Annotated in this window: 13 protein-coding genes; 11 read left to right on the forward strand and 2 right to left on the reverse strand. The window is 67.8% G+C overall.

Annotated elements, in window-relative coordinates:
- Window positions 1-6: 6 nt before the first annotated feature.
- Window positions 7-1401: an asparagine--tRNA ligase gene (asnS, locus tag ACIPR8_RS06230; RefSeq protein WP_132864255.1), complete on the reverse strand. Its 1395-nt coding sequence runs from the start codon at window positions 1399-1401 to the stop codon at window positions 7-9.
- A 150-nt stretch (window positions 1402-1551) separates the two neighbouring features.
- Between asnS and ACIPR8_RS06235 the strand changes: the two genes are divergently transcribed.
- Entirely contained in the window at window positions 1552-1890 is a 339-nt protein-coding gene (locus ACIPR8_RS06235) for a HesB/IscA family protein (protein ID WP_446540449.1), read from the forward strand.
- A gap of 108 nt (window positions 1891-1998) precedes the next feature.
- On the opposite strand, the gene ACIPR8_RS06240 is transcribed toward ACIPR8_RS06235, so the two are convergent.
- Window positions 1999-3210, reverse strand: a complete 1212-nt coding sequence (locus ACIPR8_RS06240) for an MFS transporter (RefSeq protein WP_446540450.1) — start codon at window positions 3208-3210, stop codon at window positions 1999-2001.
- Window positions 3211-3459: 249 nt separating this feature from the next.
- Between ACIPR8_RS06240 and rpsF the strand changes: the two genes are divergently transcribed.
- From rpsF to mtnA, 10 genes are all read left to right on the forward strand, one after another.
- The gene (gene rpsF, locus ACIPR8_RS06245; protein WP_132864252.1) at window positions 3460-3891 is read left to right on the forward strand and encodes a 30S ribosomal protein S6; all 432 of its coding nucleotides are present in this window, start codon (window positions 3460-3462) and stop codon (window positions 3889-3891) included.
- Window positions 3892-3902: 11 nt separating this feature from the next.
- The gene (gene rpsR / locus ACIPR8_RS06250; protein ID WP_054666474.1) at window positions 3903-4133 is read left to right on the forward strand and encodes a 30S ribosomal protein S18; all 231 of its coding nucleotides are present in this window, start codon (window positions 3903-3905) and stop codon (window positions 4131-4133) included.
- A 123-nt stretch (window positions 4134-4256) separates the two neighbouring features.
- Window positions 4257-4706 carry a 50S ribosomal protein L9 gene (gene rplI, locus ACIPR8_RS06255; RefSeq protein WP_192288526.1) on the forward strand — a complete coding sequence of 150 codons (450 nt, stop codon included), beginning with the start codon at window positions 4257-4259 and terminating at the stop codon, window positions 4704-4706.
- Window positions 4707-4934: 228 nt separating this feature from the next.
- Complete coding sequence (smc, locus tag ACIPR8_RS06260; protein WP_313250995.1) at window positions 4935-8438, forward strand: chromosome segregation protein SMC; 3504 nt, start codon at window positions 4935-4937, stop codon at window positions 8436-8438.
- A gap of 48 nt (window positions 8439-8486) precedes the next feature.
- Complete coding sequence (gene zipA / locus ACIPR8_RS06265) at window positions 8487-9224, forward strand: cell division protein ZipA (protein ID WP_132864249.1); 738 nt, start codon at window positions 8487-8489, stop codon at window positions 9222-9224.
- A 166-nt stretch (window positions 9225-9390) separates the two neighbouring features.
- Window positions 9391-11865, forward strand: coding sequence for an NAD-dependent DNA ligase LigA (gene ligA, locus ACIPR8_RS06270; RefSeq protein ID WP_446540451.1), 2475 nt, complete (start codon window positions 9391-9393; stop codon window positions 11863-11865).
- The gene (locus tag ACIPR8_RS06275) at window positions 11862-12344 is read left to right on the forward strand and encodes an N-acetyltransferase family protein (protein WP_446540452.1); all 483 of its coding nucleotides are present in this window, start codon (window positions 11862-11864) and stop codon (window positions 12342-12344) included. The genes ligA and ACIPR8_RS06275 overlap by 4 nt, the downstream gene beginning before the upstream one ends.
- Complete coding sequence (epmA, locus tag ACIPR8_RS06280; RefSeq protein ID WP_323439540.1) at window positions 12341-13285, forward strand: EF-P lysine aminoacylase EpmA; 945 nt, start codon at window positions 12341-12343, stop codon at window positions 13283-13285. Before ACIPR8_RS06275 ends, epmA begins: the two co-directional genes overlap by 4 nt.
- Window positions 13286-13523: 238 nt before the next feature.
- A complete protein-coding gene (locus tag ACIPR8_RS06285; protein WP_446540453.1) occupies window positions 13524-14207 on the forward strand; it encodes a DUF3011 domain-containing protein in 684 nt (227 codons plus the stop codon).
- A gap of 34 nt (window positions 14208-14241) precedes the next feature.
- Complete coding sequence (gene mtnA, locus ACIPR8_RS06290; protein WP_446540454.1) at window positions 14242-15303, forward strand: S-methyl-5-thioribose-1-phosphate isomerase; 1062 nt, start codon at window positions 14242-14244, stop codon at window positions 15301-15303.
- Window positions 15304-15343: the final 40 nt, after the last annotated feature.

The following is a 15343-nucleotide window of genomic DNA, read 5'->3' on the forward strand; positions in this document are numbered from 1 at the left end:
TCGATATCAGAACTCGGCCGAACCCGGGGCGCGCGGGTAGGGGATGGCGTCGCGGATGTTGGACAGGCCGCAGACGTAGACCACCAGGCGCTCGAAGCCCAGGCCGAAGCCGGCGTGCGGCACCGAGCCGTAGCGACGGAAATCGCGGTACCACTGGTAGTGCTCCGGATCCAGGCCGAACTGCGCCATGCGCGCGTCCAGCACGTCCAGGCGCTCTTCGCGCTGGCTGCCGCCGATGATCTCGCCGATGCCCGGGGCCAGCACGTCCATCGCCGCGACGGTCCTGCCGTCGTCGTTCAGGCGCATGTAGAAGGCCTTGATGTGCTCGGGGTAGTTGGTCACCACCACCGGGCGGCCGACGTGTTCCTCGGTCAGCCAGCGCTCGTGCTCGGTCTGCAGGTCCAGGCCCCATTCGACCGGGTAGTCGAACTTCTTGCCCGACTTCTGCAGCAGGGTGATCGCATCGCTGTACTCGATGCGCTCGAACGGTGCGTTGACGAACGACTCCAGGCGGGTGATGGCGTCCTTCTGCACGCGCTCGGCGATGAAGGCCATGTCGTCGGCGCGCTCGTCGAGCACCGCGCGGAACAGGTACTTCAGGAATTCCTCGGCCACGCGCGCGTCCTCGGCCAGGTCGGCGAAGGCGATCTCCGGCTCCACCATCCAGAACTCGGCCAGGTGGCGGGTGGTGTGGCTGTTCTCGGCGCGGAAGGTCGGGCCGAAGGTGTAGACCTTGCTCAGTGCCAGGCAGTACGCCTCGACGTTGAGCTGGCCGGACACGGTCAGGAAGGTTTCCTTGCCGAAGAAGTCGCGGCTGAAGTCGATCTCGCCGTTGCCGGTACGCGGCAGGTTGGCCATGTCCAGCGTGGAGACGCGGAACATCTGGCCGGCGCCTTCGGCGTCGGAGGTGGTGATGATCGGGGTGCTGATCCAGTAGAAGCCGTTCTCGTGGAAGTAACGGTGCACGGCCTTGGACAGGCAGTCGCGGATGCGGGTGACCGCACCGAACAGGTTGGTGCGCGGGCGCAGGTGCGCCACTTCACGCAGGAACTCCGGCGACATCGGCTTGGGCTGGATCGGGTAGGTCAGCGGGTCCTCGACCCAGCCGACCACTTCCAGCGTCTGTGCCTGGATCTCGAAGCTCTGCCCCTTGCCCTGCGACTTGACCAGGGTGCCGGTGGCGATCACCGAGCAGCTGGGGGTCAGGCTCTTGATCTCTTCGAAATTGGACAGCGTGTCGGTAGCCACGACCTGGATCGGGGCAAAGCCCGAGCCGTCGCTGACGTTGACGAAGGCCAGCCCCGCCGAGCCGCGCACCGTGCGCACCCACCCGCGAACCGTGACTTCTCCGCCTTCCGGGATCTTCCCGGCAAGGGCGTGTGCAACGCTGACCACCGTCATGACTTGAATCCTCTGTTGATCGACTCGATCTGTGAATGCGTGATTTTAGCGGCCTAAACGCCGGGCACGCGAGGCATTTATCAACGCTTGCGCTTCCCGGAGCCTGGCCACATCTATAATTGGACCGTAAATCTGCTGGAGTCGCCCCGCATGGCTGTTCATCTGACCCCCGTCGCCCATTTGCGCGTGCAGCGCTTCGTCAGTTCCACGCCCGGCGCGTTGGGCCTGCGTTTTGGCGTGACCCGCACGGGTTGCTCCGGTTGGGGGCACATCACCGACCTGGCCAAGGACCAGCGTGAAGGCGATACCGTGTTCGAGCAGGACGGGGTGCGCATCTACGTCGACGCGCAGAGCCTGCCGCTGGTGGATGGCACCGAGATCGACTTCGGCAAGCATGGCCTCAGCGAGACCTTTACCTTCAACAATCCCAATGCCGCCGCCGAATGCGGGTGCGGGGAGAGCTTCACCACCGACGAAGCCCTGGGCTGAGTCGACCGCCCAGCCGCGCTGGCGCCGAACCGCGCGCCACTGCGGCCTTGCCCGACGGATTCCCGCCGGGCGTCCATGCCCAGCAAGCGTGCCGGGCATGGCTCGGCATTACGTGCAGGTTTGTCCTGCCGGCGCCTGGCGACGCTCCAGCGCCACCGCCACGCCCCACAGCAGCAGGCCGACCGCCGCCGTCGCGGCGCCGACCCAGCCGGTCGAGCCATAGCCGAAACCTGCACCGATCGCCATGCCGCCCAGCCAGGGACCCAGCGCATTGGCGGTATTGAACGCGGCGTGGTTCGACGCCGCGGCCAGCGTCTGGGCCTCGCCGGCGGCGTCCATCAGGCGGGTCTGCAGGGCCGCGGCCAGGGCGCCCATGGTGCCCACCGCGATCACTGCCGGCACCATCGCCCAGGCCGAGTGCGCGGCCAGCGGGTACAGCAGCAACACCACGATCGACCAGGCCAGCAACACGCCGGCGGCGCGGAACTGCAACCGGTCCACCAGCTTGCCGCCGGCCACGTTGCCGATGATGGCGCCCACGCCGAACAGGCAGACCGCCACCGGCATCCAGCGTTCGTCCACGCCGGTGACATGCACCAGGGTCGGTGCGAGGTAGGTGAATACGCAGAACATGCCGGCGAAGCCGATCGCGCCGATCGCCAGCGCCAGCCAGACCTGCGGCGTGTTGAAGGCGCGCAGCTCGCGCATCGGCGTGGTGCGCGCCTCGTTCGGGTCGGGGGCCAGTTGGCGGGCGACCATCAGCACGGTGGCGATGGCCAGCAGGCTGACCAGGCCGAAGGCGGTGCGCCAGGTGAACTGCTGGCCCAGCCAGGTCGTCAATGGATTGCCGACCAGGATGGCGATGGACAGTCCCAGCAGCACCCGCGAGACGGCCGAGCCGCGTTGTTCGGGCGGGCTGATCGAGGCGGCCACCAGCATCGCCACGCCGAAATAGGCGCCATGCGGCAGGCCGGCCACGAAGCGGGCCAGCAGCATCGTGGCGTAGTTCGGCGCCAGGGCGCTGGCCAGGTTGCCAGCGGCATAGAAGCCCATCAGCCACAACAGCAGGGTGCGCCGGCTCACGCTGGCGCCGGCGAAGGCCAATACCGGCGCGCCCACCACCACGCCGATCGCGTAGGCGCTGATCAGGTGGCCGACCTGGGCTTCGCTGATGGCCAGGCCACGGCTGATCTCCAGCATCAGGCCCATGCTGGCGAACTCGCTGGTGCCGATGGCGAAGCCGCCGAGTGAGAGGGCGAGGAGGACGAAGGTACGTTGGCGCGGGCTCAGCGAGGCGGCCAGGGAGGGCAGAGGGGGCACGAGGGCTCCGGGTGCGGCGTGGAAGCGGTTACAGAGTGTACTTGCTGCGGCGCAGCAGTTGATTGGTCGGGCCGGGTGCAAGCATCGGATGCTGTGTTCAGCCGGGCGCACTGCCTGACTTGCCTGCGGGCCGGTTCGGGTGGATAATTGCCGGCTTCCTGCGCCCCGGCGCGGGATCCCTTGCCCCACCGCAATCCACGGCGGGGGGCTGTCCGGCCCGCAAGGGCTACATCCGAAAGGTATGAAAACATGAGTCGTCATTACGAAGTCGTGTTCCTGGTCCACCCGGACCAGAGCGAACAGGTTCCCGCCATGATCGAGCGCTACAAGGCGCTGGTCGAAGCCGGCAACGGCACCATCCACCGTCTGGAAGACTGGGGCCGCCGCCAGCTGGCGTACCCGATCCAGAACCTGGTCAAGGCCCACTATGTTCTGCTGAACATCGAAGCCGACCAGTCGGTCCTGAACGAGCTGACCGAAAGCTTCCGCTTCAACGACGCCGTGCTGCGCAACCTGGTCATCAAGCGTGACGAGGCTGACACCGAGCAGTCGCTGATCATGAAGAGCAAGGACGAGAAGGGTGACAAGCCCGAGCGTGGCGAGCGTCGTCGTCGTGACGACGAAGAAGGTGCCACTTCCAACAACGACGAAGCCGGCGACGACGCCGCTTCTGCTGAATAAGGAGCACTTTCATGTCCAAGTTCTTCCGTCGCCGCAAGTTCTGCAAGTTCACCGCCGAAGGCGTGAAGGAGATCGATTACAAGGATCTCAACACCCTGCGCCAGTACCTGACCGAGAACGGCAAGATCGTTCCGAGCCGCGTCACCGGCACCAAGTCCAAGTACCAGCGCCAGCTGTCGACGGCCGTCAAGCGCGCCCGTTTCCTGGCCCTGATCCCGTACACGGACAACCACGACGTCTGATAAGGCGCGGAGCGCTGGCCGGCCCTGCCGGTTCGGGCGCTCCGGTCTTCTCTACACCGTCCATTCGGACAGCAAGCGTTGCGGCGCCCCCGGGTGCCGCTAACGAATAACGGAGCACTACCAATGAAGCTGATTCTCCTGCAGAAAGTGACCAACCTCGGCGGCCTGGGCGACCTGGTCGACGTGAAGCCGGGCTACGGCCGCAACTTCCTCGTGCCGCAGGGCAAGGCCGTCCCGGCCACCGAGAGCAACGTTGCCGAGTTCGAAGCCAAGCGCGCCGAGTACGAAGCCAAGGCCAAGGCCGCCCATGACGGCGCCGAAGGCCGCGCTGCCAAGTTCGAAGGCGCCAGCGTCACCATCGGTGCGCACGCTTCGACCGAAGGCAAGCTGTATGGCTCGGTTGGCCCGCGCGACATCGCCGAAGCCTTCACCGCTGCCGGCCTGGAGCTGAGCAAGAGCGAAGTGATCCTGGGCGAAGGCGCGTTCCGCAACGTGGGCGAGTACGACGTGATCGTCAAGCTGCACGCCGACGTGGAAACCACCGTCAAGGTCATCGTCGAAGCCGACGCCTGATCCTGCCGCACGGGTTGCAAAGAACGGGCGCCGAAAGGCGCCCGTTTCTTTTGCCCGGCCGCCGCCGACCGCCCGTGAACCAAGGGTGTCGCTATACTCGGTTGCCAATGCCGCCTCGTGAACATTGAATCTCCACGGATATCAATGACTTGAGGGCGGAAGCGGAACCTCCGGAGTTTCCCTCCGGGCAACGGCTGGAACGCCGGGGCCCGCCAACAGCCCGAATCCATGCGTCTATCCACGATCAAGCTCTCTGGTTTCAAGTCGTTCGTCGATCCCACGACGCTGCACCTGCCGACCAACATGACCGGCGTGGTCGGCCCGAACGGCTGTGGCAAGTCCAACATCATCGACGCGGTGCGCTGGGTGATGGGCGAGAGCTCGGCCAGCCGCCTGCGCGGCGATTCGCTGACCGACGTGATCTTTTCCGGCGCCTCCGGGCGCAAGCCGGTGTCGCAGGCCACGGTCGAGCTGATCTTCGACAATTCCGACCACACCATTTCCGGCGAGTACGCCTCGTTCACCGAGATCTCGGTCAAGCGCACCGTCAGCCGCGACGGCAGCAGCAACTATTACTTGAACGGCACCAAGTGCCGGCGTCGCGACATCACCGACCTGTTCCTGGGTACCGGCCTGGGGCCGCGCAGCTACTCGATCATCGAGCAGGGCATGATCAGCCAGATCATCGAGGCGCGCCCGGAAGACCTGCGCGTGTATCTGGAGGAGGCGGCCGGCATCTCCAAGTACAAGGAGCGCCGCAAGGAAACCGAGACCCGCATCCGCCACACCCGCGAGAACCTGGACCGCCTGAACGACCTGCGCGAGGAGATCGGCAAGCAGCTGGAGCACCTCAAGCGCCAGGCCAGGCAGGCCGAGCAGTACCAGGCCTTGCAGGAAGAGCGCCGGGTCAAGGATGCCGAGTGGAAGGCGCTGGAGTTCCGTGGGCTGGATGGCCGCCTGGGTGGGCTGCGCGAGGCGCTGTCGCGGGAGGAAACCAAGCTGCAGCAGCTGATCGCCGAGCAGCGCGAGGCCGAGAGCGGCATCGAGACCGGCCGCGTGCGCCGCGAGGAGGCCGCCGAGGCGCTCAATCGCGCCCAGGCCGACGTCTACCAGGTGGGCAGCACGCTGGCCCGCCTCGAACAGCAGATCCAGCACCAGCGCGAGATGGCGCAACGCCTGCACAAGGCGCGTGACGAGACCCGGCAGGCGCTGGCCGACCTGGGTCAGCACATCAGCGGCGACGAAGCCCGCCTGATCGTGCTGCGTGAAGCGGTCGACGAAGCTGAGCCGAAGCTGGAGCAACTGCAGGAAGAGAACGAATTCCGCCAGGAAGCCCTGCGTGAGGCCGAGGCCCGGCTGGCCGACTGGCAGCTGCGCTGGGAGGCGCACACCCGCAACACCTCCGAAGCCACCCGTTCCGGCGAAGTCGAGCGCACCCGCGTGGACTACCTGGATCGACAGATCCTGGAAGCCGATCGCCGCCGCGAAGCCCTCAGCGCAGAGCGTGCCAGCCTGGACCTGGACGCGCTGGCCGAAGCCTTCGAGCAACTGCAGCTGCAGCATGAAACCCAGAAGACCACGGTCGACGAACTGAGCGAGCAGGTTGAATCCCGCAAGGAGACCGCCGCGACGCTGCAGGAAACGCAGCGCGGTAGCCAATCCGAGCTGGCCGACGTGCGCCAGCAGGTGCAGGCCGCGCGCGGCCGGTTGTCATCGCTGGAAGCGCTGCAGCAGGCGGCGCTGGGCCAGGAGCAGGGTGCCGCGGTGGCCTGGTTGAAGGCGCGCGGGCTGGATTCGGCGGCGCGTGTGGGCGAGCGCATCAGTGTCGAAGGCGGTTGGGAAAACGCGGTGGAAAGCGCGTTGGGCCAGCTGATCGAAGGCGTGCTGGTGGAAGCGCCGGAAACCCTGGTCGAGGCGCTGGGCGAGCTCGGCGAAGGCCGCATCACGCTGGTCTCGGCCGACGAAGGCAAGGCGGATTTCGCCGCGACCTCGCTGGCCGCCAAGGTGCAGGGGCCGTTGGCCATCCGCCGTCTGCTGATGCACCTGCACGCGGCCGAGGACCTGCCCCAGGCGCGGGCGTTGCAGGCCAAGCTGCCGGCGGGCGATGCGGTCATCACCCGTGACGGCGAGCGGCTGGGCGATGGTTGGCTGCAGGTGTCCCATTCCGGTGCCGCCCAGCAGGGTGCGCTGCTGCGTGAGCGCGAGATCGTCTCCCTGCGCGAGCAGATCGAGGGCCTGCAGGCCCGGGAGGGTGAGCTGGTCGAACAACTGGCCAGCCTGCGCGAGCAGTTGCTGGCCGCCGAGCAGCACCGCGAGGAAGCGCAGCGGGCCCTGTACCAAGCGCACCGCGCGACGTCGGAACTGGCGGGGCAACTGCAGAGCCAGCAGGGGCGCGTGGATGCCGCACGGACCCGCATCGAGCGCATCGAGAACGAGTTGGCCCAGCTGCTCGAAGCACTGGATGAGAGCCGCGAGCAGGCCAGCGAGGCACGCGTGCGGCTGGAAGACGCGGTGTCGAGCATGGGCGACCTGGAGTCGGGCAAGCAGACGCTGGAAAGCGAACGCCGGCAGCTGACCGAAGCACGTGACCTGGCCCGCGACGGCGCGCGCAGCGTGCGCGACAACATGCATGCGCTGGCCCTGACGCTGGAGTCGCAGCGCACCCAGATCGCCTCGTTGAGCCAGGCGCTGGAGCGCATGAGCAGCCAGCGCGGGCAACTGGATTCGCGCCTGGGCGAACTTCATTCGCAGCTGGATGACGGTGACACGCCGGTGCAGGCGCTGGAAGCCGAGCACCAGAACGCATTGGGCGAGCGGGTTCGCGTGGAGCGCGTGCTGGGCGAGGCGCGGGCGCTGCTGGAGAGCGTGGACGCCGAGCTGCGCAAGCTGGAGCAGACCCGCCAGCAGCGCGACGAGCAGGCCTTGGCCCAGCGCGAACGCATTTCCCAGCGCAAGCTGGACCAGCAGGCGCTGGTGCTCAGCGCCGAGCAGTTGTCCGGCGCGGTCGAGAAGGCCGGGTTCGTCCTGCAGGACGTGATCAACACGCTGCCCGAGGACGCGCGCCTGTCCGACTGGGAGCAGGCCGTGCACCAGATCGACGCGCGCATGCGCCGGCTGGAACCGGTCAACCTGGCGGCGATCCAGGAGTACGGCGAGGCGTCGCAGCGCTCGGAGTACCTGGACGCGCAGAACGTGGACCTGACCACCGCGCTGGAGACGCTGGAAGACGCCATCCGCAAGATCGACCGCGAGACCCGCGGCCGTTTCAAGGACACCTTCGACCGCGTCAACACCGGCGTGCAGGCGCTGTACCCGCGCCTGTTCGGCGGCGGCCATGCCTACCTGGAGCTGACCGGCGAAGACCTGCTCGACACCGGCGTGACCATCATGGCGCGCCCGCCGGGCAAGCGCGTGTCCAGCATCTCGCTGCTGTCCGGCGGCGAGAAGGCGATGACCGCGGTGGCGCTGGTGTTTGCCATCTTCCAGCTCAACCCGGCCCCGTTCTGCCTGCTGGACGAGGTGGACGCGCCGCTGGACGAGGCCAACGTCGGCCGCCTGGCCAACATGGTCAAGGAAATGAGCGAGAAGGTGCAGTTCCTGTTCGTCAGCCACAACAAGGCCACCATGGAGGCTGCCCACCAGCTCTCCGGGGTGACCATGCGCGAGCCGGGCGTCAGCCGTCTGGTCAGCGTGGACCTGGAAGAGGCCGCGCGATTGGCGGGCGCGGCCTGACGTGCCATTCTTTAGCCACCTGAACGATTTACCCGGAGATTCCCACGCATGTCCGACATGGCACTGTTGCGTATCGGCATTCTGGTTGCCGGACTGCTGCTGATTGCAGCCATCTTCCTGTTTGGCCGCCCCCGCAAGGCGGCGCAGGGCAAGCGCAAGGAGCCGGTGGACACCGCCGAGCGCCCGTCGCGGCGTGAGCCGGTACTGGGCGCGGTGGAGGAGGGCGGTGCGCCGGGCGAAGGTGCCGATGGCGAACCGGTCACCCAGGCCGAGCTGGGCCTGCCCGACACCGAGCCGGCCGGTGGCAGCGACCTGGGCAAGCGCCCGAGCCAGGATTTCGACAAGATCGTTTCCCTGTACGTCGCCGCCCGCGCCGGCCAGGTGCTGCGTGGCGAGGACATCGTGGTGGCTGCCGAGAAGACCGGGCTGGTCTTCGGTTACATGGGCGTGTTCCACCGCTTGGTCGAGGGCCACCCGGAGCGGGGGCCGATCTTCTCGATGGCCAGCATCATGAAGCCGGGGAGTTTCGACATGGCCAACATCCGTGAGATGGAGACCCCGGCCATCGCCTTCTTCCTGACCCTGCCGGCGCCGATGACCGCGCTGGACGCCTGGGAAAAGATGCTGCCGACCGTGCAGCGCATGGGTGAGCTGCTCGACGGCGTGGTGCTGGATGACAGCCGCAACGCCCTCGGCCGCCAACGCATCGCGCATATCCGCGACGAGCTGCGTGCCTACGACCGCCAGCACCAGGCGCCGCCGCTGACCAAGTCGCCGCGCTGGTGATCTTCCCCCTCCCTTTGCCGGAGGCAAGGGGAGGGCCGGGGAGGGGGCCTTTCGCATCTTCCTCGGGCCGCAGATGAGAACCTCCGTTGGCAGGTATTGCCGCCAACGCGACCGCAACGGCTCTGGCCCTCATCGCATCCACACCCTCGCGGTTTAAAATCACCGCATGACTTCCAACACCCCCGCCTCCCAGCGCGTCGCCGAGCTGCGAAAGCTGCTGACCGACGCTTCACGCGCCTATCACGAGCGCGACGAACAGATCATTCCCGACGCCGAGTACGACCACCTCATCCGTGAGCTGGAGGCGCTGGAGGCGGCGCATCCGGAGTTGGATTCGCCCGACTCGGTGACCCATGCGGTGGGCGGCAAGGCGTCCTCGCGGTTCCCCGAGGTCGTGCATGCGGTGCCGATGCTGTCGCTGGGCAATGCCTTCAGCGACGAGGAAGTGCGCGACTTCGTGCGCCGCATCGACGAGCGCCTGCGCCGGCCGACGCTGATGTTCTCCGCCGAGCCCAAGCTCGACGGCCTGGCGATCAACCTGCGCTACGAGAACGGCGTGTTCGTGCAGGGCGCGACCCGTGGCGACGGTGCCACCGGCGAGGACGTCAGCGCCAACCTGCGCCAGATCAAGGTGATCCCGCAGCAGTTGCAGGGCGAGGGCTGGCCGGACGTGCTGGAAGTGCGCGGCGAGGTCTACATGCTGCGCGCGGACTTCGAGCGCTACAACGAGCAGGCGCGCCTGCACGGCGGCAAGGTGCTGGCCAACCCGCGCAACGGCGCGGCTGGCTCGCTGCGTCAGCTGGACCCGAAGATCAGCGCCCAACGCCCGCTGAGCTTCTATGCCTACGGCCTGGGCGAAGTGGACGGTGAACTGCCGCCGACCCATTCCGGCACGCTCGCGCAGCTGGTGCGCTGGGGCTTCCCGGTCAGCGACCTGTGCCAGGTGGTGGAAGGTGCCGATGGCCTGCTGGCGTATTACCGCGACATCGGCGCGCGCCGCGACGGCCTGGCCTTCGACATCGATGGCGTGGTCTACAAGCTCGATGACCGCGAAGGCCAGCAGGAAATGGGCTTCGTTGCGCGCGCGCCGCGTTGGGCCATCGCCCACAAGTTCCCGGCGCAGGAGCAGACCACCACGGTCGAGGCCATCGAGATCCAGATCGGCCGCACCGGCGCGGCGACGCCGGTGGCCCGCCTGAAGCCGGTGCACGTGGCCGGCGTGGTGGTGACCAACGCCACCCTGCACAACGCCGACCAGATCGCGCGGTTGGACGTGCGCGTCGGCGACACGGTGATCGTGCGCCGTGCCGGTGACGTGATCCCGGAAGTGGTCAGCGTCATCACCGACCGCCGCCCCGAGGGCACCACGCCGTGGCAGATGCCGGCCAACTGCCCGGTGTGCGGTTCGGAAATCGTCCGCGAGGAAGGCGAGGCGGTATGGCGTTGCTCCGGTGAGCTGAGCTGCCCGGCGCAGCGCAAGGAGGCCATTGCCCATTTCGCCTCGCGCAAGGCCATGGACATCGATGGGCTCGGTGACAAGTACATCGAGACGCTGGTGGATGCCGGCATCGTGCGCGGCGTGGCCGACCTGTACGCGCTGCAGCGCGACCAGTTGCTGGTGCTGAAGCTGGCGCTGGATGCCGAATCGCCGGAGGCCTTGGCGTCGCAGCTCAGCCTGCATCTGGCACCGGAAGGCAGCGGCGGGACGCTGAACCAGATCCTCCGGCTGGACGTGGCCGACGCCGGCTGGCGTGCGCAGGCATTGTCGGTGCCCGCCCGTTTCGAATGGAACACGAAGAAGATCGCGACCAAGTGGGCCGACAACCTCATCGCCGCCATCGCCAACAGCCGCAGTACCACGCTCAGCCGGCTGCTGTTCGCGCTGGGCATCGAGCACGTCGGCGAGAGCACGGCCAAGGCGTTGTCGGTCTGGTTTGGTGACCTGGCGCTGATCCGCCGCATGCCGTGGCCGCTGTTCAAGCGGGTGCCCGACATCGGTGGCGAAGTCGCGCGTTCGATCGGCCACTTCATGGCGCAGCCGGGCAACCAGCAGGCCATCGATGCGTTGCTGGCGCGTGGCGTGCAGATCACCGATGCACACGCCCCCCACGCCAAGCTGCGCGCCGAGCTGAACCTGGCCAACCTGCTGCAGGACCTGGAGATTCCCAAGGTCACGCCGGTACGGGCCAAGCAGTTGGCCGAAGCGTTCCCCTCGGCCGAGGCGATCCGCGACGAAAGCGCGCACAACTTCGTCACCGCCGGATTGCCGGCGGAGACCGCCAATGCGCTGGTGGCATGGCTGGACGTGGATGCCAACGCCGCCTTGTTCTCCGCCGCCGGGGCTGCGTTGCAGCAGTTGCTGGCGCTGACGCCCGAGGCGCAGCAGCAGGCGGCCGTTCCGCTGGAAGGCCAGACCGTGGTGCTGACCGGCACGCTGGCGCAGATGAACCGCGACGACGCCAAGGCGCAGCTGGAGGCGCTGGGCGCCAAGGTCGCCGGCAGCGTGTCGAAGAAGACCAGCTTCGTCGTCGCCGGCACAGAGGCCGGTTCCAAACTGGACAAGGCCAATGAACTGGGCGTGGCGGTGTGGGATGAAGCCCGGCTGCTGGCCTTCCTCGCCGAGAACGGGAAGCAGGCATGAGCGACGAACTGAAATGCCGTGTCGCCGACGCGCAGGACTTCCCGCGCATCATCGGCATGGTCCGTGATTTCTACACCGAAGACCGCATCACCTACCAGCCCGCGCTGGTCGAGCCCGGCCTGCGCACGGTGCTGGAGGATGAGCGCTGCGGCGCCGTCCTGCTGTTGTCCTCCGAGGCGGTTGCCGACGCGGGTTACGTGACCCTGGGGTGGTGTTTCAGCGTCGAGCAGGGAGGGCGTTTCGTTCTGCTCGACGAGTTGTACCTCGCGCCCGCCGCGCGTGGCCGTGGTTGGGGCCGGCAGGCATTGGCGCTGGCGCGGGACTGGGCCGCGGGGCAGGGTGCGGCGGTGATCCGGCTGGAGGTCAATCACCACAACGCGCGGGCCAAGTCGCTGTACCTGTCGGCCGGGTATCGCGATGACGCACGCGACATCCTGACGTTGCCGCTGGTCGACGCGGTCGGGGAGCTGCACTCGTGATCGAGGCATTGCGCCGGCGGGCACGTCTGAATGCACTGATCCGCGCGTTCTTCGCGCGCCGGGAGGTGCTGGAGGTGGAAACGCCGATCATGTCCGCCGCCGGCAACACCGAGCCGAACATCGAGGGCTTCCAGACCCGCTTCACCGGGCACGTGGATGCCGGTTCGCCGCTGCGCTGGCTGCGGACCTCGCCGGAATATCCCCTCAAGCGGCTGCTGGCCGCCGGCGTGGGCGACTGCTACGAACTGGGCCGGGTGTTCCGCAACGGCGAAGCCGGTGGCCGGCACAACCCCGAGTTCACCATGCTGGAGTGGTACCGCGTCGGCTGGGATCATCACCAGCTGATCGAGGAAACCGTCGCGCTGGTGCGCGAAGCGCTGGCCGCGGTGGGCCGCGAAGCGTCGGTGCGCGTACTGACCTACCGCCAGTTGTTCCTGGAGACGATCGGGCTGGATCCCTTCCTGGCCGATGAAGCCACCCTGCGCGCGGCGCTGGGTGAGGTCGGCATCCAGCCCGAGGGCCTGACCCGCGATGATTGGCTGGACCTGCTGATGACCCATCGCATCCAGGCCCACTTCCTGCCTGACCAGATCACCGTCATCCATGACTGGCCCGCCACCCAGGCGGCACTGGCCAGGATCCGCAGGGAGGATCCGCCGGTGGCCGAGCGCTTCGAGTTGTACCTGGGGGCGTTCGAGCTGGCCAACGGCTACCACGAGCTGACCGACGCGCAGGAGCAGCGCCAGCGCTTCCAGCGTGACCTCGCGATCCGCGCTTCGCGTGGTGCGGAGGTGTTGCCGCTGGACGAGGCATTCCTCGCGGCGCTGCCGTCGATGCCTGCCTGCGCGGGCGTGGCGGTGGGCGTGGATCGCCTGCTGATGGCGTTGGCCGGCACCTCGCGCATCGCCGACGTGCTGGCGTTCGACTTCGCCAACGCCTGAACCGTCTTGCGATGCGCATGGCCTGAACAGACGCGGCGTTCATCGGCGAGGACGCTATCGCGGGATGAACGGGAATCATCTGAATATTCCCTGTAATGGCGATGATTTCAGGCCAATCACCCGTTCAGGTCATGGACCTGCCTTGCCGGCATGGCGATGATGATGCTTTGATCACAACCACTCGGGCACTGTGCCCGTGCCGGAATCCATCAAGGCTGCAAGGGGGCGTGAGCATCGGATGAAGGGAGTTTTTGGCCTGTTGTTGCTGGTGTCGCCTTCGCTGCTTGCAGCGGAGGGAGGCGGGCCTGACACCCCGGCGCCCTTGGTCGTGCGCTGCGAGTCCGGCGAGATGGAACGCGTGTTCTGTCCGATGGATGTCTCCCGTGGCGTGCAGATGGTGCGCCAGCTCTCCACCCGTGATTGCATCCGCGAAACCAGCTGGGGCGTGGAAGGCGACGCGATCTGGGTCAGCGACGGCTGTCGTGCCGAGTTCGCCCGCCGTGGCAGCAACTCGCGGGTGTCGCGGCGGGTGGTGCGCTGCGAGTCGAAGGGGCGCTACGAATCCTGCCCGGTGGTCCTGCGTGGCGCCCCGGTGCGGCTGTTGCGCCAGCAGTCGGTATTGCCGTGCCGGGAAGGGCGTAGCTGGGGCTACGACCGCAACGAGATCTGGGTCAGCCGCGGGTGCCAGGGCCAGTTCGAGGTGGGCGCCGAGGACGGCTCGGGCTTCGTCGACGTCCCGCGCCGCGTCGTCTGCGAATCCAAGGGCGGGCTGCGCCGCGAATGCGGCGTCAGCGTCACCCGCCGGGTCACCCTGGTCGAACAGCTGTCCAGCGCGGCCTGCCGCGAGGGCGACAGCTGGGGCTGGGATCGCTTCGGCATCTGGGTCGACAAAGGCTGCCGGGCGGAATTTTCCGCCGATTGAACGGGCCGCCAGGCGGGCCGATTACAATGGCCCGATGAACGCCATCCCCACCATCGATTACGCCCGTTACGACCACATCCGCCCGATCCGCTGGACGGGTGACGCCCTTGAACTGCTGGACCAGCGCAAGCTGCCGTTCGTCGTGGAGCACGTGCTGTGCCATGACAGCGACGCCGTGGCCGAGGCCATCCATGCGTTGACCGTGCGGGGCGCGCCGGCCATCGGCATCGCCGCGGCCTGGGGCGTGGTGCTGGCGGCGCGTGAAGTGCAGGCGGCCGATGGCGCTGCGGCGCTGGCGATGCTGGAGCCGGCGCTGGAGCGCCTGAATGCCTCGCGTCCGACCGCGGTCAACCTGGCCTGGGCGCTGGCGCGCATGCGCCGGGCGCTGGCGACAGCCGGGACGGACTGGAAGCAGGTGCTGGCGCTGGAAGCGCAGGCCATCGCCGACGAAGACTTGGCCGCCAACCGGCACATGGGCGCGTTGGGCGCCGGGTTGATCGCCCCGGGCAGCGGCGTGCTGACCCACTGCAATACCGGTTCACTGGCCACCGCGGGCTTTGGCACCGCGCTGGGCGTGATCCGCGCGGGCAAGGCGCAGGGCAACATCGCGCGCGTATTTGCCGGCGAAACCCGGCCGTGGCTGCAGGGTGCACGGCTGACCGTGTGGGAACTGCAGCAGGACGGCATCGACGCCACCCTGATCGCCGACTCGGCCGCCTCGCACCTGATGAAAACCGGTGCGGTGCAGTGGGTGATCGTCGGCGCCGACCGCATCTGCGCCAACGGCGACACCGCCAACAAGATCGGCACCTACCAGTTGGCCATCGCCGCGCGCCACCACGGCGTCAAGTTCATGGTGGTGGCGCCGTCCTCGACGGTGGACATGAACACCGCCCATGGCGACCAGATCGAGATCGAGCAGCGTGATCCGGGCGAGCTGTTCGGCGTCGGTGGCGTGCGCACCGTGGCCGAAGGCATTGCAGCCTGGAACCCGGTGTTCGATGTCACCCCGGGCGAGTTGATCGATGCCATCGTCACCGAGCGCGGCGTGATCCTGAAGCCGGACGCCGCGGCCATGGCAGCGGCCTTCGCCTGAACCAGCACCCGGCCCGAGCCAGCGTCCACCCCGGTAGTGC

The sequence above is a fragment of the Stenotrophomonas sp. LARHCG68 genome (genome assembly GCF_052871705.1).

Excerpts from the sequence above, each read along its gene's own strand:
- asnS (WP_132864255.1), bottom strand. The coding sequence starts at position 1,401 with ATGACGGTGGTCAGCGTTGCACACGCCCTTGCCGGGAAGATCCCGGAA.
- zipA (WP_132864249.1), top strand. The coding sequence starts at position 8,487 with ATGTCCGACATGGCACTGTTGCGTATCGGCATTCTGGTTGCCGGACTG.
- rpsR (WP_054666474.1), top strand. The coding sequence starts at position 3,903 with ATGTCCAAGTTCTTCCGTCGCCGCAAGTTCTGCAAGTTCACCGCCGAA.
- smc (WP_313250995.1), top strand. The coding sequence starts at position 4,935 with ATGCGTCTATCCACGATCAAGCTCTCTGGTTTCAAGTCGTTCGTCGAT.
- ligA (WP_446540451.1), top strand. The coding sequence starts at position 9,391 with ATGACTTCCAACACCCCCGCCTCCCAGCGCGTCGCCGAGCTGCGAAAG.
- ACIPR8_RS06285 (WP_446540453.1), top strand. The coding sequence starts at position 13,524 with ATGAAGGGAGTTTTTGGCCTGTTGTTGCTGGTGTCGCCTTCGCTGCTT.
- mtnA (WP_446540454.1), top strand. The coding sequence starts at position 14,242 with ATGAACGCCATCCCCACCATCGATTACGCCCGTTACGACCACATCCGC.
- ACIPR8_RS06275 (WP_446540452.1), top strand. The coding sequence starts at position 11,862 with ATGAGCGACGAACTGAAATGCCGTGTCGCCGACGCGCAGGACTTCCCG.
- rplI (WP_192288526.1), top strand. The coding sequence starts at position 4,257 with ATGAAGCTGATTCTCCTGCAGAAAGTGACCAACCTCGGCGGCCTGGGC.
- ACIPR8_RS06235 (WP_446540449.1), top strand. The coding sequence starts at position 1,552 with ATGGCTGTTCATCTGACCCCCGTCGCCCATTTGCGCGTGCAGCGCTTC.
- rpsF (WP_132864252.1), top strand. The coding sequence starts at position 3,460 with ATGAGTCGTCATTACGAAGTCGTGTTCCTGGTCCACCCGGACCAGAGC.